The sequence below is a fragment of the Mycetocola sp. genome, from assembly GCF_025464835.1.
GTDB lineage: Bacteria > Actinomycetota > Actinomycetes > Actinomycetales > Microbacteriaceae > Mycetocola_A.
On sequence record NZ_JAODMP010000021.1, the window covers coordinates 1 to 19352 of the forward strand.

Here is a 19352-nt window from a genome sequence, read left to right on the forward strand (position 1 = left end):
TATCGAGGAGGCACCATGACCTGGCTGGTCACCGGAGGCGCCGGTTACATCGGCGCCCATGTCGTTCGCGCGTTCACCGAACAGGGCATCGATGTCGTCGTCCTCGACGACCTGTCGAGCGGGCACGCCGGGTTCGTCCCCGAGGGCGTCCCGTTCGTCCGGGGAAGCATCCTCGATCGGGAGTTGGTGCTCTCCGCCCTCCGCCACCATGCGGTGACGGGCGTCGTGCACGTCGCCGGTTTCAAATATGCGGGAGTGTCGGTCGAGCGGCCGCTCCACACGTACGCGCAAAACGTCACGGGAACGCTCGTGCTTCTCGACGCGATGGCCGAACTGGAGATCACCCGCATGGTGTTTTCTTCGAGTGCTGCCGTGTACGGCACCCCGGATACCGACCTGGTGACCGAGGCGACCGCGAAGAACCCGCAGTCTCCGTACGGAGAATCGAAACTCATCGGCGAATGGCTCCTCCGTGACCTGGAGGTGGCGGCAGGTCTTCGCCACACCTCGCTGCGCTACTTCAACGTGGTCGGCTCCGGATATCCGGACGTGTACGACACGAGCCCGCACAACCTGTTTCCTCTGGTCTTCGACGCGCTTCTGGCCGGGCGCACCCCCCGCATCAACGGGAATGACTACCCCACATCCGACGGCACGTGCGTGCGTGATTACATCCACGTAAGCGACCTTGCGCTGTCGCACGTCGCAGCGGCCAGGCGGCTCGATTCGAACGCCGACATCGAGCACGTCTACAACCTGGGTTCAGGGAACGGCGTCTCGGTGGGGGAGATCATGGCCGCCGTCCGGAGCGTGACCGGGATCGAGTTCACCCCCGAAGTGACCGCCCGCCGGCCGGGGGATCCGGCTCGCATCGTCGCGTCCGGCGACCTGGCCGCGCGCGACCTCGATTGGCGGATGCGACACACGCTGGTCGAGATGGTGGACTCAGCGTGGCGCGCACGCTCGGACGCGAAGCTTTCGAACGAAGCGGGTTGAGCGAACGGTCGGAACCAGGCACGCCCGGACGCGGAGCGCTCGCGCACACGGAAAAATTCTTTCAACGGGCGACACGCCGGGAAACACGCGGTGAACCCTCCATTGGGGGTTGAGGGTTTAGTATCTGCGACTTGACTCGAGCGAACTACACCGGTGTAATTATCCCTAGCGCCGCGTGGCGCACGGGCAACAAGTGGGGAGAGAGATATGTCACCTGAATATCGCTCTGGTGTTCCCGATGACTGGTTCATCGACCCGGTCCAGCTGGGCGTACCTGGTGTGCGCAAGGCTGTCGACGATGACAACCCTCTCGCCTGGCAGTCGGACTCCCTGTGTGCGCAGACCGATCCGGAGGCGTTCTTCCCCGAGAAGGGTGGATCCACCCGAGACGCGAAGCGTATCTGCACGAGTTGCGAGGTCCGCACGCAGTGCCTGGAGTACGCGCTCGAGAACGACGAGCGGTTCGGTATCTGGGGTGGCCTGTCCGAGCGGGAACGCCGCAAACTCAAGAAGCGCGCCGTTTAGCCTTCGCAGGACATGGGCCCCCTTCCGCGAAGGGCCCCGGTGAACGCGATATCGTGCCACGCCGAGCCAGTCGATGACCGCGAGCCGCGCCCGACATAGTCTGGACGCGATGTCTCCCCGAGTTACCGCAATCCTTGTCGTGCATGACGGCTCCGGCCCTGCCGGCCCCGCCAGCCTTCAGGGCACCCTCGACGCCCTCGCGGCGCAGTCGCGCCAGCCCGACGTCGTCGTCGCCGTCGCCTGCGGCGCACCCGCCGCCACGACACTCGTGCTCGAGAAGGGCGACATCGACCGCATCGTGACATCGGGGGAGCGGCTCCATTTCGGCCAGGCACTCGCCGCCGGCATCCGGGTCGTCGGACAGCCCGCCGGTCCCGACGAATTCCTCTGGCTGCTTGCCCAGGACACCGCTCCGGAACCGGATGCGCTCGAGCGGTTGCTCGGTGCGCTCGAGGTCGCCCCATCCGTCGCGATCGCCGGTCCCAAGCTCAAAGATGCCGCGGACGGATCAACAATCGTCTCGCTCGGGGAGTCGGTGACCCGGTTCGGTGCAACGGTTCCCCTCGTCGAGGACGAACTCGACCAGGGGCAGCATGACTCCGTCAGCGACGTCCTCGGAGTCGCCCCAGCCGGGATGCTTGTCCGACACACCGTGTGGGAGCAGCTCGGCGGTTTCGACCCGGCGTTCGGTTCCGCCGACGACGCCCTCGACTTCTGCACGCGGGCGAGGCTCGCCGGGCATCGGGTCACCGTCGTGCCCTCCGCCACGGTACTCACGCGGAGTTCGGGCATCGCCGGTCCCAGCCGCTCGAATCGCCCAGCCGCCAGGCGCAAGCGGGCACGCCAGACCCGCGGCGCTCAACTGTATCGCCGACTCGTCTACGCGCCGGCCGCCGTCGTCTGGCTCCACTGGCTCGCCCTCCTCCCGCTCGGGATACTGCGGGGAATCCGCCGGGTCGTCGGCAAGCAGCCCGGTCTTGTCGGCTCGGAGATCGCCGCAGCCTTCCGGGTGACCTTCAGCCTCGTTCGTGTCATGCGGGCGAGGAGAAACCTGCAGCGCTCGAAACAGGTCGGCTGGTCGTCGCTCTCCGCGCTCAGGATTCCCGCCGCAGAAGTGCACAGGCGTCGACGCCTTCGGCGGGATGCCGGCGTCGCGGTGTACACGGTCGAACGCAGTGACCTCCGATTCTTCACCGGAGGAGGCGCGTGGCTCGTCCTCGCGTCCGCTCTTCTCGGAACCGCCCTGTTCTTCCGCCTGCTCGCCGCATCCGGCGTTGAAGGAGGCACCCTTTTCCCCCTCTCCGCTTCCGTTCCCGACCTGTGGCAGAACATCGGGTACGGCTGGCGGGACATCGGCCTTGGCTTCTCCGGCGCGGCCGACCCGTTCTCCGCCCTGCTCGCCGTCCTCGGCACGCTGACCTTCTGGAACCCGTCATATGTGCTCGTGCTCGTGACGCTGCTGGCACTGCCGCTCGCGACCCTCGGCGGCTGGTTCGCGGCCACCCGCCTCACCGAGCGCAGCGGCTACAGGCTGGTCGCCGCGGTTCTCTGGACCGTCGCCCCGACCTTCCTGTCCGCTCTGGGTTCGGGCCACGTTTCGGGAATCCTGGTCCACCTGCTGTTGCCATGGCTGTTCTACACCGGTTGCATTGCGGCCCGCTCGTGGGGTTCGGCCGCCGTTGCCTCCATGCTGCTCGCCGCCACCCTCGCGTCAGCGCCGTCGCTGACGCCGGCGCTCCTGATCCTCTGGCTTGTCGCCCTGGCGTTCTCCGGTCGTCACCTTGCTCGCGTTTTCTGGCTCATCGTGCCGAGTGCCGCGCTGTTCGCACCGCTTGTCTGGCAGCAGGGAGTGGTCGGGCAGAACTGGATCCACCTCCTCGCAGACCCAGGCGTCCCGCTGCCGAGCCCATCACCGACCGGGTGGGAGCTCGTCCAGGGCCTGCCTGCTGGCAACCCTGCCTGGGATGCGATGACCGCTGCCCTCGGACTGTCAGGCATCCCTGCGCACCTGCTCGTCCCTGTTCTCCTCACCCCGCTCGCCGTCATGGCCTTGCTCGCCCTGTTCCTTCCTGGCAGCTCTCGAGCGGCCGTCCTGCTCGGAACGGCATTGCTTGGTCTCATGACCGCTGCCGGAGCGTCGCACCTGTTCCTTGCGGTGACCGGCTCCTCACCGGTGTCGATTTGGCCGGGATCGGGCTTGAGCCTGTACTGGCTCGGTCTCGTCGGAGCATCCGTCGTCGGATTCGACAGCCTCCGCCGCGCTGCGGCCGTCCCCGCCCTCGTTATCGGAGTCCTCTCCCTCGTCGTGGCGGTTCCGATTGCCGCGAGCGTCGCGACGGGTAACGGGCAGATCACAGCAAGCAACGGCAGGACGCTGCCGGCGTACGTCGCCGCTGCGGCATCCGTCGACCCCTCGCTGCGAACGCTTATTCTCACCCCACAGCCGGACGGCGGGATATCCGCCCGGATCGTGAGCGGCGTCGGAGACACCCTCGACAACCAGTCCACTCTGATCACGACCAACCCGGCCTTGACCGGCGACGACAAGAACGTGGCGACGCTCGCAGGCAACCTCGTCTCACAGGGCGGTCCGGACCCGAGTGCGATGGTCGCCGAATACGGCGTGCAGTTCGTTCTGCTGGACTCACCGCCGTCGCTGATCGGGCAGGACGCGACATCACCCGCCGAGGAGATGGCCAACCGGGCCGCCGTGTCGCTCAACGCCAACGCCGTCTTCGCGCACGTCGGACCCACCGACCGCGGAACCCTGTGGCGGTTCGAAGGCGAAACCACCCCGCCGGCCGCTACAGGCGACGTGCCGTTCGCCTCGACTCTCGTCCTCGGAACTCTGGCCATCGTCTTCGGGTTCGCATTGCTTCTTGCTGTCCCGACGGCGGCGTCGCGGCGGGCCGCTGAGGGGCGCCCGCGGACCATCGGCAGGCGTCCGGCAGAACCTGCCCCGCGATTGACCCGCGCCGAGAGGGCTGAGCGGAATGCCGCTGCCGAAGCCGACAGGGCGGTCGAACTGGCGCTCGCATCCGAATCGGATGAAATCGACGAACGCGAAGCGCACGCCGCAGCTTCCAACGCGGAGCGCACAGGCGAGTCAGCGGGGAATCCGAACGACGCTGTGGAACGTCGGCCAGACGCATTGGCACTCAGCTCCACGGCGGAAAGTCAGGACAATCATGGCCGATAAGCGCCGCATCGCCGCCACGAGCGGCCGGGTACTCACCGGTGTTCTCGGCACCGCCATCTTCCTCGGGGCTGCGCTCGCCGTCGGCCAAGGAGAACTGCCGGTCCTCGCCGCCGCCGCCCCGCAGACCACCGTCACCCCCGAGGCATCGGACCAGTTCCGGCTGTGCCCCGGCCCGTTGCTGCGTCAGGGCACTGACGCGTCAGCCGCGAGCTTCGACCAGCCGGCAATGACTTTCGCCGCCAGTTCGGCTCCCGAACAGAGAGCCCTCCTTGCACCGGACAACGTGATCGGCGACCGGTTCGGTGCGCCAACCGTTCTCAGCGTCACCGGGAGTGAGGCGGGCGAACGTCCGCAGATCTCGGCGGCGCAGTCCCAGACCGCAGACCTGGATGACCTCACCGGTTTCGCGGCCACAGCGTGCGGCGAAGCCAGTGCTGAGAGCTGGCTGGTGGCTGGCTCGACCGATGTCGGCCGGACGACGATGCTCTCGCTCAGCAACCCGAGTCGTGCGGATGCTGTCGTCGACCTGTCCTTCTTCGGCGAGACCGGCGCGATCCAAGCGCCAGGAGCGAAAGGCATCATCGTCCCGGCCGGCGAGAACCGGGTCCTTTCCGTCGCGAGCTTCGCCCCTGGCGTGCGCACGCCGGTGGTCCAAGTCCAGTCGGCCGGCGGCCAGGTCGTCGCCGCGCTGCAGCACAGCGTCACAAGGGGCATCACTCCTGGAGGAATCGAACTGACTCTGCCGACGGCGCTCCCGTCACGGAACCAGGTGCTGCCAGGCGTCGTCATCGACGATACGGCGCCCGCCCCGGCAGGTGAGACCTACGACGACAGCATCAGCGCCCTCCGTATCTTCGTGCCGGGAAGCGAGCAGGCCCAGGTCAACATCAGCTTCCTCAGCGAACAGGGCTCAGCGGCCCAGCCGCTGAACTACTCCATCCAGCCGGGCGCGGTGCAGGAGATCAACCTCAACGAACTGCCGGCTGGCAGCTATTCGGTCGTCATCTCCTCCGACATGCCGCTTGTCGCGTCTTCTCGTACGACCGCCGTCGCCGGCGAGTCCAGCGACTTCGCCTGGTTCGGAGCATCCGCACCCCTTGACGACACCATCGGACTCGCCGTCGCTCCGGGGGAGGGGGCCACGCTGCACCTGGCCAACCCAACGGGCTCGGATCTCGATGTTGCCCTGACCGACGGCGGAGGCACCGCGACATCGGTGACCGTTCCCGCTGGAGCCTCAGTCGCCGCTCCGGTCAGCGCGGGAATGGCGTACAGCCTCAGCGGTGTGGGGGGAGCGCACGCCCAGGTGACCTTCAACTCCGACCGGGGAATCTCGGCCTACGCGATCCAGCCGACGAACCCGCTCGCAACCCCGGTCACCGTCTATCCTCGGTGATCCAGGCGCCCGCCTGGGCGAAATCAGAAGTGGAAGCGGTCAGGCCCGAGGTCCCACGGGTCCTTGCCGATCAGTTCGGCGGTAGCCCGGAAGACGCAGCTTTCGATCATCATGCGCTGGTGCAGTTCGTCGTCGCGGTGAAGCTTGCTCATCCGCTGAATGGGCAGCCGGTACAGCACGATGCGGCGCTCGGATGCGCTTGTCCACCAGCGGGGAACGGTGCCGTCCGGAAGGATTCCGAGCGGCATGGCACCGACCTCGTACCGAACGTTGGCGAGGTCGTCAGGCCACGCGCTGCGGAGGAAGTCGGCTGCCGCCGCGACGGTCATGTCGAATGTGTCGATGCGGTTCTTCAGCGGGTCGAGGTGCGGGCCTGTGGCCGCGCTGCGCTCAGAGCGCCCATGCCGGTCATGCCTGACCGCTCTCCGGGCGTAGCTGGTGCTCCGGGTGGTGCGTCTGGCCATGATGCCATTCTATTCGCCACCGGTCCCGGCGAGGTGCCGGGGAGAAAGAGGCCCGAGCTTGTATGGTCGGCAGAATGTATGACAGGCCATGTTCGAAAGTCGGATGCTCCCGTGACGCGGTCTCCACGCTCACGTACGATTACGCGGACTCGATGGCCGTTCTCGGCCCGCTTTCGCTGTCCCGCGATCCGCACACCTACGACCTGTGCTCGATCCACGCAGAACGGATGAGCGCACCGCAGGGCTGGCAGGTCATCCGTCACCAGGTTCTCCGGGATATGGGACACACGGCTTAGACCGGAGTGAGCTCTCGGACGTACGGTGAACACGCCGGTGGGTCTGCGAGAATGGGGCCATGACGCTTACTTCACACGCAGCATCCGCCACGTCGCTTCCGTTCCAGGTCCGCGACCTCTCGCTCGCCGAAGCGGGGCGCCACCAGATCCGCCTGGCCGAGAACGAGATGCCCGGCCTGATGGCTTTGCGCGAGGAATTCGGCGAATCCAAGCCCCTCGCCGGCGCCCGCATCGCCGGGTCGCTGCACATGACGGTGCAGACCGCCGTGTTGATCGAAACCCTCGTCGCCCTGGGCGCCCAGGTGCGCTGGGCGAGCTGCAACATCTTCTCCACCCAGGACGAGGCTGCCGCTGCGATCGCGGTCGGGCCGACCGGGACAGTCGAGGCCCCCGCCGGCGTGCCCGTGTTCGCCTGGAAGGGCGAGACCCTCGAAGAGTACTGGGCCTGCGCCGAGCAGATCTTCGACTGGACCGCCGAAGCTCAGGCCGCCGGGGCCGACTGGTCCGGCCCGAACATGATCCTCGACGACGGCGGCGACGCCACCCTGCTCGTCCACAACGGACGCAAATACGAGCTGGCCGGCGCCGTGCCGGAGACAACCGAAGCAGACAGCACCGAGGGACGGGTGGTCCTCGACCTTCTCCGCCGCTCGCTCCAGGCGTCGCCCGACCGCTGGACCCGGATCGGCGCCGAGCTCCTCGGCGTCACCGAGGAGACCACGACGGGCGTCCACCGCCTCTACGAGCTCTTCCGGAACGGCGAACTCCTGTTCCCGGCCATCAACGTGAACGACTCGGTCACCAAGAGCAAGTTCGACAACAAGTACGGCATCCGGCACTCCCTTCCTGACGGCCTGAACCGCGCCACAGATGTGCTCATCGGCGGCAAGGTCGCCTTCGTGGTCGGCTACGGCGACGTCGGAAAGGGTGCCGCTGAAGCACTCCGCGGCCAGGGCGCGCGTGTGATCGTCTCCGAAGTGGACCCGATCTGCGCCCTCCAGGCCGCGATGGACGGCTACCAGGTCGCCCGGATCGAGAGCGTGATCGAGCAGGTCGACATCTTCGTCACCGGCACGGGCAACCTCAACGTCATCACCACCGAGCACATGCTCCGGATGAAGCACCAGGCCATCGTCGCGAACGTCGGCCACTTCGACAACGAGGTGGACATGGCAGGACTCGAATCGCTCGAGGGCGCCGAGCGGGTCGAGATCAAACCGCAGGTGCACGAATGGCGTATGCCGACCGGCCGGTCGATCCTCGTCCTCAGCGAAGGGCGACTGATGAACCTCGGAAACGCCACCGGGCATCCGTCGTTCGTCATGAGCAACTCGTTCACCAACCAGGTCCTCGCGCAGATCGAACTGTTCGCGCACCGTGAGAACTACCCGGTCGGCGTGTACGTGTTGCCGAAGCACCTCGACGAGAAGGTCGCCCGCCTGCACCTCGGCGCCCTCGGCGTGGAGCTGACGACGCTGTCGGAGGAGCAAGCCGCGTACATCGGCGTCTCGGTCGACGGCCCGTACAAGGTCGACCACTACCGGTACTGAGCCTTCCTGCTCGCGGCGTCACCCGGCTTCGGCCGGGTGACGCCGTTGTGCGTTACCCGCGTGTCCCTGGCGGATGCCGGCGGCCGGGGTGGCGCACGTGAGGGGTGTCGCGGGAAGTCACCGGTCAGGGAATCCGTGCGGTCGGCCGGTGAGCACAGGCTGGACACGGGCAAGCCGTTCACGCTCGAGCAGGAGCGCGGCATACTCCCGGTCGCGTCGCGCAGCAGCGACCGCGTAGAGGAACGTTTCGGGATCGGCCAGCGGCACCGGAGACACCCAGGCGGATGCCTCGGCAGTGAGATCCTGCGCAAGCCGCGCGCGCGTCGCCGGCGTCAGCTTCGGTGCCTGTTTGAGGAACTGGGCGATCCGGCGTGAGAGGCGGTCAGGCATCCGCGCCACGTCAGCCAGCTCCGCCCACCCGGCGAGTGCAGGCGGCATGCCGAACACCGGCTCGGTGACCCGGGGAACGCGTTCCTGCTGGGCGTAGGTTCCGGCGAGGAGGTCGCCGAGTCGTTTTGACCGAGTCGACAGGAGCCCGGTCAGTGCAGCGACGCCGCCGAGCGTCAGGTAGATCTCGAGGAATGCGGTCAGGGCGCGGATGAATGCGTGACGGAATCCGGCAGCTCCGCCGTCGTCTCGCACGATCCGCGCGCCGACCGCGAGTTTGCCGAGCGACCGGCCCGAGCTCAGCGTTTCGACAGCGGTCGGCACGACAACGCAACAGAACACGACGATGGAGGTCGAGAAGGCGGCGACAGCGGACTGGTCGATGACACCCTGGCCCGCGAGGACGACGAGCAGCCAGAACAGCAGTCCGGCGAGCACGACGGTGGCGAGGAAGTCGAGAATCGCGCCAGCCGCTCGGAGGACGAAGCTCGTCGACTGGACGTCGAGCGCGACCGCCTCACCGGTGAGGAGCTCGGATCGGTCCGGCATGTTCGAGAGTGTGCCGACGGGCTCTGCCATGAATAGTATCTAAGCAGATGGATCTTGATGCATACAGCGCCGCCCACCGGGAAGAGTGGGCACGCCTCGACACCCTCGCGTCGAAGCGGTCTTTGTCGGGCGCTGAAGCCGACGAGCTGATCGACCGCTACCAGTCGGGAGCCACGCAACTGTCGGCGATCAAGACCACGGCAGGGTCGACGGTGCACGGTGACCGGTTGAGCGTCAGCTTGTCCAAGGCACGGCTGAGGTTCACGTCAGCGGGTTCGAATGTGTTCAGCCAGCTGCCGCGGTTCTTCGTGCTCCAGCTCCCCGCCGCTCTCTATCGGTTGCGGTGGCTCACCCTCGCCGTCGCCGTCGCGACGTTTCTCGTCGCCGGCCTGTGGGCGGCTTGGATCCTCGGCGACCCGCAGGTGCTGGCCAACCTGGGCAGTACCGAGCAGCTGCGAAAGCTCGCCGAGGATGACTTCGTCGATTACTACTCCGAGAACCCGGCAGCCTCCTTCGCCGGGCAGGTGTGGACCAACAACGCCTGGATCGCCGCCCAGTGCATCGCCTTCGGCGTCACGGGCGTGTGGGTGCCGTACGTCGTGCTGCAGAACGCCCAGAACCTCGGCATGACCGCCGCCGTGCTGTTCAGCTTCGGCCACGGGGACACCTTCTTCCTCTACATCGCCCCGCACGGGATGCTCGAGCTCACCGCCATCTTCGTCGCAGCGGCCGGCGGGCTGCGCATCTTCTGGGCCTGGGTTGCGCCAGGCAACCGAACGCGCGGGCAAGCGCTCGCCGAAGACGCCCGTGCGCTGTTCACCGTTGCGATCGGTCTCGTCCTCGTTCTTCTCGTTGCCGGGATCCTCGAGGGGTTCGTCACTCCACAGCCGTGGCCATGGCCGGTCAAGATCGGGCTCGGCGCCGCCGCTCTTGCAGCGTTTCTCTTCTACCTGCTCGTGATCGGGCGCCGCGCGTACCTGGCGGGCGAGACCGGTGACCTCACCGCGTTCGAGGCCGGTGCGAGGCGCATCTACGCCGACTGACCCTCCCTCGGATCGGAGATACCAAAAAGGGCTGTCTGTTGGCGCGAAACGTCCTCCCGAAAAGCCCTTTTTGGTGTCTCCCGCGGTGAAAGCGTTGGCGAGCGACATTAGGTCAGTTTTGAATCACTCAAGATAGGGGCTAAGCTGGCGGCATGACAGCGACACGGATCGGCTCGGAGCGCGAACTGCTGCGGTCCGCCGGCCTTCGCGCGACCGAGCAGCGCGTTGCCGTGTTGCGCGCCCTCGAGGGCAGCCCGCACGCCGATGCGAACGGTGTCTTCACTGCGGTGCTCCCTGAACTTCCCGACACGTCGTTGCAGGCGGTTTACGGGGTGCTCGGCGCGCTCACCGAGGCCGGTCTTGTGCGTCGAATCGAGCCGGCAGGCTCCCCTGCACGCTACGAACTGCGCGTCGGCGACAACCACCACCACATCGTCTGCACGCGCTGCGGCGCGATCGGTGACGTGGACTGCGCGGTCGGTTCCGCTCCGTGTCTGACGCCGGCGGACACATCCGGATTCACCCTCACCACCGCCGAAGTGACCTATTGGGGCCTCTGCCCCGACTGCGCTGCCGCGCCGCTCACCTGACGCCAACGTCTTCTCGCGCCCGGCTGCCCGTGCCGCCAGGTGCCGTCCCACCCTGCCCCCCTAACACCAAGGAGATACATGTCCGATACCTCGTACACCACCACCAACACCGGAAACCCGGTAGCGGCCGACTCGCAGTCGCTGACCGTCGGAGCAGACGGTGCGATCCCGCTGATCGACACGTACCTGACCGAGAAGCTCGCGCACTTCAACCGCGAGCGCGTGCCGGAACGCGTCGTCCACGCCAAGGGTGGTGGAGCATTCGGGGTATTCGAGACCACCGAGGACGTGTCCCGGTTCACCCGTGCCGCTGTGTTCCAGCAGGGCACGACGACCGAGATGCTCGCCCGTTTCTCGACGGTCGCCGGTGAGCAGGGTTCTCCAGACACCTGGCGCGATCCGCGCGGATTCGCCCTGAAGTTCTACACATCAGAGGGCAACTACGACCTCGTCGGAAACAACACCCCGGTGTTCTTCATCCGCGACGGCATCAAGTTCCCCGACTTCATCCACTCGCAGAAGCGGCTCCCCGGTTCGAACCTGCGCAACAACGACATGCAGTGGGACTTCTGGAGCCAGTCTCCCGAGAGCGCCCACCAGGTCACCTGGCTGATGGGCGACCGCGGTCTTCCCGCCTCATGGCGCAAGATGGACGGCTTCGGAAGCCACACCTACCAGTGGATCAACGCTGAGGGCGAACGCTTCTGGGTCAAGTACCACTTCAAGACGAACCAGGGCATCGAAGTGCTGAGCGCCGAGCAGGCGACAGAGATCGCCGGCCAGGACGCCGACTTCCACCAGCACGACCTGTACACGAACATCGCCGACGGCAACTTCCCGTCGTGGACGCTGTCCGTGCAGGTCATGCCGTACGAAGAGGCGAAGACCTACCGGTTCAACCCGTTCGACGTCACCAAGGTCTGGCCGCACGCCGACTATCCGCTGATCCGGGTGGGCACCATGACGCTGAACAGGAACGCGGAGAACTACTTCGCGCAGATCGAGCAGGCGACGTTCTCGCCGGCGAACTTCGTCCCGGGAATCGCGGCCAGCCCCGACCGGATGCTCCAGGCCCGCATCTTCTCGTACGCAGACGCCCAGCGCTACCGCGTTGGCGTCAACCACGCCCAGCTGCCGGTGAACGCGGCGAAGACGCAGGTCAACAGCTACTCGAAGGACGGCGCAGCGCGGATCGACTTCCCGCCGGCGAACCGCCCGGTGTACGCACCGAACTCGTTCGGCGGCCCGCACGCTGACCCGGCCCGCGCCGCTGAGTCGACCGGATGGCAGAACGACGGTGAGCTGCTGCACACCTCGGCCACCCTTCACGCCGAGGATGACGACTTCGGTCAGGCAGGAACCCTCTACCGCGACGTGATGGACGACGACCAGAAGGCTCGCCTGCTCGCCCAGATCACCGGGCACGTCGGCGCAGTGGTGAACGACGAGATCCGTGCACGGGCGATCGCCTACTGGTCGAACGTCGACATCGAACTCGGCGCCAAGCTCGGCGCTGCGCTCGCGATGAGGGCCGCCGTCTAGCCTTCTCGCGGCACCCGAGGGTCCGGCTCGCGCACGTCTGTGTGCGGCCGGGCCCTTCGTCGTCTGCCCGTGCGAGCGACCTCAAATTCAGCAACGGCCCTCACATTCAGGAGATCCTTGCCGAGGCTCGGCGTGTCGCACGTCCTGTACGGCGTGTCGCGGAGGATCTGCTGAATGTGGGAGGCGGGAGCGGAGAAGGTCACAGCCGCCCGGCCGCCTTGAGGGCGAGATAGCGGTCGGCGAGGGCCGGCGGAAGTTCGGACGGCGAAGCGGTGACCACCTCGGCCCCCATCTGCCGGATCGCCTCCGACACCCGTGTGATGTCAAGCAGCGAACGTTCAGCCGCGGCAGCCAGGTACACCTCGTCGCGGTTGCCCCGTTGCCGGCTCGCCGCGATGGTCCCCGGGTCGATGACGGATGCGACGACCACCATGTGCCGCTTCGTCAGCTGAGGAAGCATCGACAGCAGTGCCGTGGATGCCCCCGGTGCGTCGACCGAGGTGAGGAGGACAAGGAGCGACCGCTGGCTCGTGACGCCGCGAACCAGCCCGGGTACCGCCGCCCAGTCCATCTCGAGCAATTCCGATTCGACCCCTGCGAGGGCATCGACCATCTTCGCCATCAGGTCAGCGCCCGTCGCCCCCTGAACCCGTGCACGCATCCGGCGATCGTAAGCGAGGAGATCGACCCTGTCCCCGGCGCGCGTGGCCAGGGCGGCGAGCAGCAGGGATGCTTCGAACGCCGTGTCGAGCCTCGGCTCATCGGCGATCCTCGCCGCCGATGTCCGAGCGGTGTCGATCACGAGGATGACCCGGCGGTCTCGTTCAGGCCGCCACGTCCGCACGACGACGTCACGGCGGCGCGCGGTCGCCCTCCAGTCGATCGAGCGTACGTCGTCGCCGCGGACATACTCCCGCAGCGAGTCGAATTCGGTGCCCTGCCCGCGCACCATCACGCTCGTCGCCCCGTCCAGCTCCCGGAGCCTCGCCAGCCGGGACGGCAGGTGCTTCCGCGCATGAAACGGAGGGAGCACCCGGATCCGCCCCGGGCTCTTCAGGGTTGCCTGCCTGGCCCACAGCCCGAGCGGGCCGAACGAACGCACCGTCACCAGTTCGACGCGTCGTTCCCCTCGCCGGAACGGCGTGAGCGGAACCGTGACGAGCCGGCGTTCCCCGGCCGGGATGGTGACCCTGGTTCGGGTGATCGAGGCGCCGGCCGACGGCTGCCAGGCGTCGCGGACCACACCGCGCAGAGTGCGCCTGCCGGGGTTCACCAGGTAGAGGTCGCTCGCGACGGTCTCCCCGAGCCGGGTTCGGGAAGGCAGCGACCTCGACGGCACCAGCACGCGGGGGGATGCCGCGAGCGCGAGGTCGAGGATCCCGAGCGCGATCGCGAACAGCAGCCAGCCGGCGAGGACGAGTCCTGGCTCGCCGGTGGCCTCGCCTGCCACGATCACCGGCACGATGCCGAGCACGACAAGCGCAACAAATCTCCCCGAAACGGTCATCTAGATCGGCACCTGCACCTGCTGCAGAATCGAGCGGAGGATGGAGTCCGAGGCGACGCCCTCGAGCTCCGCCTCCGGGCGAAGCACCAACCGGTGGCGCCAGACCGGGAGCAGCATGGCCTGCACGTGGTCCGGGGTGACCCACGAGTAGCCGCTGAGCCACGCCCACGCCTTGGCGGCCGACAGCAGCGCGGTTGTCCCGCGGGGGCTGACACCCATCCGAACCGACGGGCTCGACCTCGTCGCCCTGGCGAGGTCGACGATATAGCTGAGCACGTCCGGGCTGACGCCGGTGCCGGCGGCGGCGAGCTGCGCCTCGGCGAGATCCGCCGCGCCGAGCACGGCGGTGACGCCGGCGCCGGCGAGGTCGCGGGGGTTGAAACCTGCGGAGTGCCGGCGCAGGACCTCGACCTCGAGGTCCCGTTCGGGGATGTCGAGGACGAGCTTCAGCAGGAACCGGTCCAGTTGCGCCTCCGGCAGCGTGTACGTCCCCTCGTATTCGATCGGGTTCATGGTTGCTGCCACGACGAACGGCTCCGGCAGCGGCTGGGTGACGCCGTCGGTCGACACCTGGCGTTCCTCCATCGCTTCGAGCAGGGACGACTGCGTCTTCGGCGGCGTCCGGTTGATCTCGTCGGCGAGCAGGATGTTGGTGAACACCGGACCGCGGCGGAACTCGAACTCACCGGTCTTCGCGTCGTAGACGAGCGAACCGGTCACATCGCCTGGCATCAGGTCTGGCGTGAACTGGACGCGTTTCGTGTCGAGGTCGAGTGCCTGGCTGAGCGTGCGCACCAGCAGCGTCTTCGCTACGCCTGGCACACCTTCCAGCAGAACGTGGCCCTTCGCGAGGAGGGCGATGATCAGCCCGGTGACAGCAGGCTCCTGGCCGACAACGGCCTTGCCGACTTCCCGCCGTACCTGCACCAGCTTCGCCCGCAGTTCAGCGTTCCTCGGGGACTCGACCTCGACTGGGCGGCCCGAGTCCGGGGTCCGGTCCGGCCGCCCCGCCGCTGAAGGCTGGGGGGCCGCGGTGCCCTGGGGGTACGGCTGGCCGTGGGATGTCGGTGAGGTCATGAGCGCATTCTTCCGGTTCGGTTGTGGTTTCGGCGACGATCAGGAGTACTCAGCGGGGGCTCGTCGGGGGACGCGGGTCGACCGCGACGGCGACCGCCGCCTCGAGGTCTCGGAGGGCGTCGGAGAGAGCGACGACCTCGCGTTCAGAGGACGGAAGGATATCGAGAAGGATGCCGCGCACCTCGCGCGGGTCCCTGCCGAGCGCCGACGCGACGGCATCCGACACCTCGGCAACGCTCGCATGGCGCGACAGTCCAAGAGCGTTGCCCAGCCGCCCGACAGCGCCGATCCGGAGTGCGTCGACCGCACGGGTCCGCGCTGCGCTGCGCTGGTAAAGCCGTGACCGGCCCTCCATCGTTTCACCGGCAGGCACCGTAACCGGTAGGTCCTCGGCGACGAGCGGGCCGAATCGTCGCCCACGCCAGAACATGGCGACGAGCACGGTGATTCCCAGGAGGGATGTCACCGGCACGAGCCAATTCGGCGTCAGCTCCGCGAGCGACGGCGGGCCGGATGCCTCAACATCCGCGATCGACGGAAGGTACCAGACGAGGCGATCCGTTCTCCCGAGCAACCCCAGGCCGAGCGCCGCGTTCCCATGCAGGATCACGGCATCGTTGGTGAGCAGTTCTGACGGCCCCAGGATCCAGAGGGTGTCGCCGGCGTCCGGAATGCTGAGAAGCCCGAAGCCGCCGGTGTCGGCCGGGAAACAGCCGGTGGCAGTGGTGTCGTCCGGGAAAGCGAAGGTGGGGCCCGGGCTGATGGTCCCCGCACGCCGGGCAGCGTCTTGGTCGCACTCGGCGTCGAGCGATTCGTCCGGATCGGCCGGGCCTGCAGCCCGGACATCGGGTACGAGGGCTTGCAGGTGCCGGAAGCCGGGGGAGAGCAGCACCACATCGCCGGCCTCGCTGGCGAGCTCCGTGAGGCGGTCGCCGGCGAGGTAACCGGATGGGTCGTAGACAGCCAGCGTCGAACCCGGCACAGAGGAGGCCGTCATGGCCTCGTCGAAGCCGTCAGGCAGGACCACGTCGACGCCCTGGTTCCTCAACACCTCGGCGACGGCTTTCGTCCCGGTCGGCGCGGCGCTCGCCGGATCCAGGGGAAGCCCGTTCGATGCGCCGCCCCGCGTCAGCAGCAGGGTCAGCGCGACGACGACCAGGCAGACCCCGGCGACACCGGCCCAGAACAACCCGCGCCTGGCAACTGTCCTGGCCCGGGGTGTCACCACCCGGTCGTCGAACGACCCAGGCGTGATTCGCTTAGCTGATCTCATGCTGAGCTCCCGGCTCCGACCTGCTCGAAGCCGACAGGGGACTCCTTCTGCAGGCGACCGTCGAGAACGCGCAGACGGTCGAAGTCCTCCGAGCTGCCCTCCTCGCCGAGATAGCGCACTCGGTCGAAGATCTCCGCAGCCTGCGCGAGCTCGTCGGAGAACCGGGGGAAGGTCGCGGAGGCGCGGGCCGTGAAATCGTGCGCGGTCGTGCCTGGGCTGGCCCGAACGATCGTCCGTTCGGCAAGGCCGCGGGCGATCGCGCGGAACTGCTCGAGAACAGCGAGCGTCCAGTCGCCGGCTGAGGCGGCCGCGGCGGCAGCCGACCGAAGTTCGGCCGCGGTGCGGCGGTCATCGTCGCTGAACAGCCCGGTCGAGGTCCGGCTGCGGCGATTCACGCGGGGCAGTCCCCAAATGAGAAGAGCGGTGACGAGGCCGGCCACGACCAGGCCGGCGATGGCGACGGGGAGCCAGTCCAGCGGCACGGAGGCGCCCGGCTGGAACAGCCTCATCAGCCAATCGAAGAACGCCTGGCTGAGCTGGTCGAACAGGCTCGGCCGTGCCGCCGTGTACTCCGGTTTCGACAGTTCCTCGAGAAGCCACTCCCGTGCATCCGGTGCGTCTGGCACGACGGGCACATCGAACCGGGAAACGCCCGCTAGGACCATGAAGGTCCCGTCGGGGCGTTCCCGCCGCTGGCGCGGACCAGATACGGGTCCGGCGCCGACGGGTCGCCCGACTGGCGGGCCTCGACGAAGCGGATGAGTTCCAGGTCAAGGCCCTCCTTGCGCATCCTCAGGTCGATGCAGATGAACGCGATCGTGGCGGACTGGACAACGCTGGTGACGGATGCCACGAGCAGCGACACCACGATCAGGCCGACATAGGCGAGCGCGGGGGCGATCCAGTCCTCGGCAGTGGACGATGTCGGGTCGACGAGGCTGATCGCGATCATGTAGAGGACGGAGATGGGAGTGACGACGACCTGCGAGACGGTGCCGACGATGAACGCGATCAGGAACTCGACGCCGAGGGTTCTCCAGAAATAGCCGTCGGTGAGCTGCCAGGAGCGACGGACCGCCGCGGCGACGCCCACGCGTTCCAGCACGATGACGCTGGGAACGATGGACAGCTTGGTCCCGAGCCAGACGAACGCCGCGACAAGGGCGAGGCCCGCGAGGATGCCGACGACGACGCCCGCGGCGACGAACCCGTCGCCGAGCGCCACCAGCAGCCAGACGACCCCGACGATCAGTGCGACAGTCACCGCTATCGCGGCGCCGGCGAGAAGCGTCCAGAGCAGGAGGGAACCGAGCCTGGGCCAGGTGGCTTTCCAGGTGGCGCGAAGGCTGAGCTTCTCGCCGAGGGTGGATCGTGCCGCTTCGGTGACGATGACGCCTTGGAGGAAGACCGTCGCTGCCAGACTGATGAGGAGCGGCACGAGCGACGAGAGCAGAATGGCGACGATGCCGCCTGCGGCGACAGCGTCCTGGTCGTCAGGCGCAGCGCTGATGATCCTGCCGATGACGAAGAAACTCACGACTCCGACAACAAGCAGGCTGACCAGGACGGTGATCGCCTGGACGAGCAGAGCGCTGCCGAACGTGGCTTTCGGGTTGCGTTTGAGGGTGAGGAACGGGGCGCCGAGCAACGTGCCGAAGCCAAGGGGGCGCAGCGGGATGAGCCCCGGTCTGGGGGGAGGCGCCCAGGCCGGCTGCGGGGACCCGCCCTGCTGTGCGCCCGGATATCCGGCCAACGGGCCGCCTGGCTGCCGGTGGGGGTCCTGGCCGTAGGGGTACTGACCGGAAGGCGGCGCCAGCTGCGGGTACTGCTGGGGGTACCCGTTTGAGCCGTACGGGGCGGGCGCGAAGGGTTGCACCGGCAGGGGGCCCGGCGGCACGGGCCCATAAACCGGCTGGTCAGCGCCCTGATCCGGGGCGACGGTCGAAGGCGGGTACTCCCTCGCCCGGTCCGGGCGCGGCTCTTTTGTCGAGGAGTCGCGTGCGGACCCGCCCGGTTCCTGCCAGTTCTCGTCGTTGGTCACTCCAGCGGCCCCCTCAAGCGTTCGACATTACGCCTTCTTATCGTGTCACACCGGTCCCACCCCCACCATGAGAGCCGAGGCATCCGTTCCCAGCGGTTCTCGGCCAACTGCCATCGGGTTGCCGCTAATCTGGGTGCCAGGTATTGCATGGCAGCGTTTTCGCGTTGTTGGCTCATGAATCGAGAACGAGGCGTATGAACGCACGGATCCTGGTCGTCGACGACGACACCGCTCTGGCCGAGATGATCGGCATTGTGCTGCGCACCGAGGGTTTCGAGCCGTTCTTCTGCGCTGACGGGTCAGGCGCGTTTGACGCCTTCCATGAGTCCCGGCCCGACCTGGTGCTGCTCGACCTCATGCTGCCCGGTATCGACGGCATCGAGGTCTGCACCCGCATCCGCAGCGAATCGGGTGTTCCGATCATCATGCTGACCGCGAAGACCGACACGTCGGATGTCGTCAAGGGGCTCGAATCCGGCGCGGACGACTACATGGTCAAGCCGTTCAACCCGAAGGAGCTGGTCGCTCGCATCCGCACCCGGTTGCGCCCGGCCTCACCGCAGTCCCAGGATTCGCTTCAGATCGGCGACCTGGTCCTCGACGTCGCCGGACACGAAGTAAAGCGCGGCCAAAAGCAGATCAACCTCACCCCACTCGAATTCGACCTCCTGCTCACACTCGCGTCGAAGCCGCAGCAGGTCTTCACCCGGGAGATGCTCCTCGAACAAGTCTGGGGCTACCACTACAAAGCCGACACCCGCCTGGTCAACGTGCACGTGCAGCGGCTGCGCGCCAAGGTCGAGGACGACCCGGACAACCCGCGCATCGTGATGACCGTCCGCGGCGTCGGCTACCGTGCCGGCGCCGGCGCCCCAGCCTGAGGACGGGATTTCCGTGGGACAGGGTGTCTCGGGCAT

General features: G+C 67.6%; 17 protein-coding genes. 10 read left to right on the forward strand and 7 right to left on the reverse strand.

Annotated features, from left to right (window positions below; all coding sequences use genetic code 11):
* Positions 1 to 15: 15 nt before the first annotated feature.
* The 4 genes from galE to JWP90_RS02750 all read left to right on the forward strand — a co-directional run bounded on the left by galE (position 16) and on the right by JWP90_RS02750 (position 6116).
* Positions 16 to 996 carry a UDP-glucose 4-epimerase GalE gene (gene galE / locus JWP90_RS02735; protein WP_297359574.1) on the forward strand — a complete coding sequence of 327 codons (981 nt, stop codon included), beginning with the start codon at positions 16 to 18 and terminating at the stop codon, positions 994 to 996.
* Between the two features lie 207 nt (positions 997 to 1203).
* Positions 1204 to 1521, forward strand: coding sequence for a WhiB family transcriptional regulator (locus JWP90_RS02740; RefSeq protein WP_297359330.1), 318 nt, complete (start codon positions 1204 to 1206; stop codon positions 1519 to 1521).
* Positions 1522 to 1630: 109 nt separating this feature from the next.
* Positions 1631 to 4720 (forward strand): glycosyltransferase family 2 protein, encoded by a 3090-nt coding sequence (locus JWP90_RS02745; RefSeq protein WP_297359331.1) that lies wholly within the window; start codon positions 1631 to 1633, stop codon positions 4718 to 4720.
* Positions 4710 to 6116: a DUF5719 family protein gene (locus JWP90_RS02750; protein ID WP_297359332.1), complete on the forward strand. Its 1407-nt coding sequence runs from the start codon at positions 4710 to 4712 to the stop codon at positions 6114 to 6116. The genes JWP90_RS02745 and JWP90_RS02750 overlap by 11 nt, the downstream gene beginning before the upstream one ends.
* Before the next feature lie 23 nt (positions 6117 to 6139).
* Here JWP90_RS02750 and JWP90_RS02755 read toward each other — a convergent pair whose 3' ends face one another.
* Positions 6140 to 6580 (reverse strand): metallopeptidase family protein, encoded by a 441-nt coding sequence (locus JWP90_RS02755; protein WP_297359334.1) that lies wholly within the window; start codon positions 6578 to 6580, stop codon positions 6140 to 6142.
* Positions 6581 to 6654: 74 nt separating this feature from the next.
* Between JWP90_RS02755 and JWP90_RS02760 the strand changes: the two genes are divergently transcribed.
* Both JWP90_RS02760 and ahcY read left to right on the forward strand, forming a co-directional pair.
* Positions 6655 to 6876 (forward strand): DUF3499 family protein, encoded by a 222-nt coding sequence (locus tag JWP90_RS02760; RefSeq protein ID WP_297359335.1) that lies wholly within the window; start codon positions 6655 to 6657, stop codon positions 6874 to 6876.
* A gap of 59 nt (positions 6877 to 6935) precedes the next feature.
* Positions 6936 to 8426 (forward strand): adenosylhomocysteinase, encoded by a 1491-nt coding sequence (gene ahcY, locus JWP90_RS02765; protein WP_297359336.1) that lies wholly within the window; start codon positions 6936 to 6938, stop codon positions 8424 to 8426.
* 117 nt (positions 8427 to 8543) lie between these two features.
* On the opposite strand, the gene JWP90_RS02770 is transcribed toward ahcY, so the two are convergent.
* Positions 8544 to 9392 (reverse strand): RDD family protein, encoded by an 849-nt coding sequence (locus tag JWP90_RS02770; protein WP_297359337.1) that lies wholly within the window; start codon positions 9390 to 9392, stop codon positions 8544 to 8546.
* 17 nt (positions 9393 to 9409) lie between these two features.
* Between JWP90_RS02770 and JWP90_RS02775 the strand changes: the two genes are divergently transcribed.
* The 3 genes from JWP90_RS02775 to JWP90_RS02785 all read left to right on the forward strand — a co-directional run bounded on the left by JWP90_RS02775 (position 9410) and on the right by JWP90_RS02785 (position 12537).
* Positions 9410 to 10405 carry a stage II sporulation protein M gene (locus JWP90_RS02775; RefSeq protein WP_297359338.1) on the forward strand — a complete coding sequence of 332 codons (996 nt, stop codon included), beginning with the start codon at positions 9410 to 9412 and terminating at the stop codon, positions 10403 to 10405.
* Between the two features lie 152 nt (positions 10406 to 10557).
* Positions 10558 to 10995, forward strand: a complete 438-nt coding sequence (locus JWP90_RS02780) for a Fur family transcriptional regulator (protein WP_297359339.1) — start codon at positions 10558 to 10560, stop codon at positions 10993 to 10995.
* Between the two features lie 78 nt (positions 10996 to 11073).
* Positions 11074 to 12537 (forward strand): catalase, encoded by a 1464-nt coding sequence (locus JWP90_RS02785; protein ID WP_297359341.1) that lies wholly within the window; start codon positions 11074 to 11076, stop codon positions 12535 to 12537.
* Between the two features lie 199 nt (positions 12538 to 12736).
* Here JWP90_RS02785 and JWP90_RS02790 read toward each other — a convergent pair whose 3' ends face one another.
* From JWP90_RS02790 to JWP90_RS02810, 5 genes are read right to left on the reverse strand one after another with little or no spacing between them, the layout of a single operon-like run.
* Positions 12737 to 14044: a DUF58 domain-containing protein gene (locus JWP90_RS02790; RefSeq protein WP_297359342.1), complete on the reverse strand. Its 1308-nt coding sequence runs from the start codon at positions 14042 to 14044 to the stop codon at positions 12737 to 12739.
* Entirely contained in the window at positions 14045 to 15121 is a 1077-nt protein-coding gene (locus JWP90_RS02795) for a MoxR family ATPase (RefSeq protein ID WP_297359343.1), read from the reverse strand.
* Between the two features lie 49 nt (positions 15122 to 15170).
* Entirely contained in the window at positions 15171 to 16394 is a 1224-nt protein-coding gene (locus JWP90_RS02800) for a DUF4350 domain-containing protein (protein ID WP_297359344.1), read from the reverse strand.
* On the reverse strand, positions 16391 to 17059 hold the full coding sequence (locus JWP90_RS02805; protein WP_297359345.1) for a DUF4129 domain-containing protein: 669 nt from the start codon (positions 17057 to 17059) through the stop codon (positions 16391 to 16393). Before JWP90_RS02805 ends, JWP90_RS02800 begins: the two co-directional genes overlap by 4 nt.
* Positions 17050 to 18435 carry a hypothetical protein gene (locus JWP90_RS02810; protein WP_297359347.1) on the reverse strand — a complete coding sequence of 462 codons (1386 nt, stop codon included), beginning with the start codon at positions 18433 to 18435 and terminating at the stop codon, positions 17050 to 17052. Before JWP90_RS02810 ends, JWP90_RS02805 begins: the two co-directional genes overlap by 10 nt.
* Before the next feature lie 194 nt (positions 18436 to 18629).
* On the opposite strand from JWP90_RS02810, the gene mtrA reads away from it, so the two are divergent.
* The gene (mtrA, locus tag JWP90_RS02815) at positions 18630 to 19316 is read left to right on the forward strand and encodes an MtrAB system response regulator MtrA (protein ID WP_297359348.1); all 687 of its coding nucleotides are present in this window, start codon (positions 18630 to 18632) and stop codon (positions 19314 to 19316) included.
* Positions 19317 to 19352 lie beyond the last annotated feature (36 nt).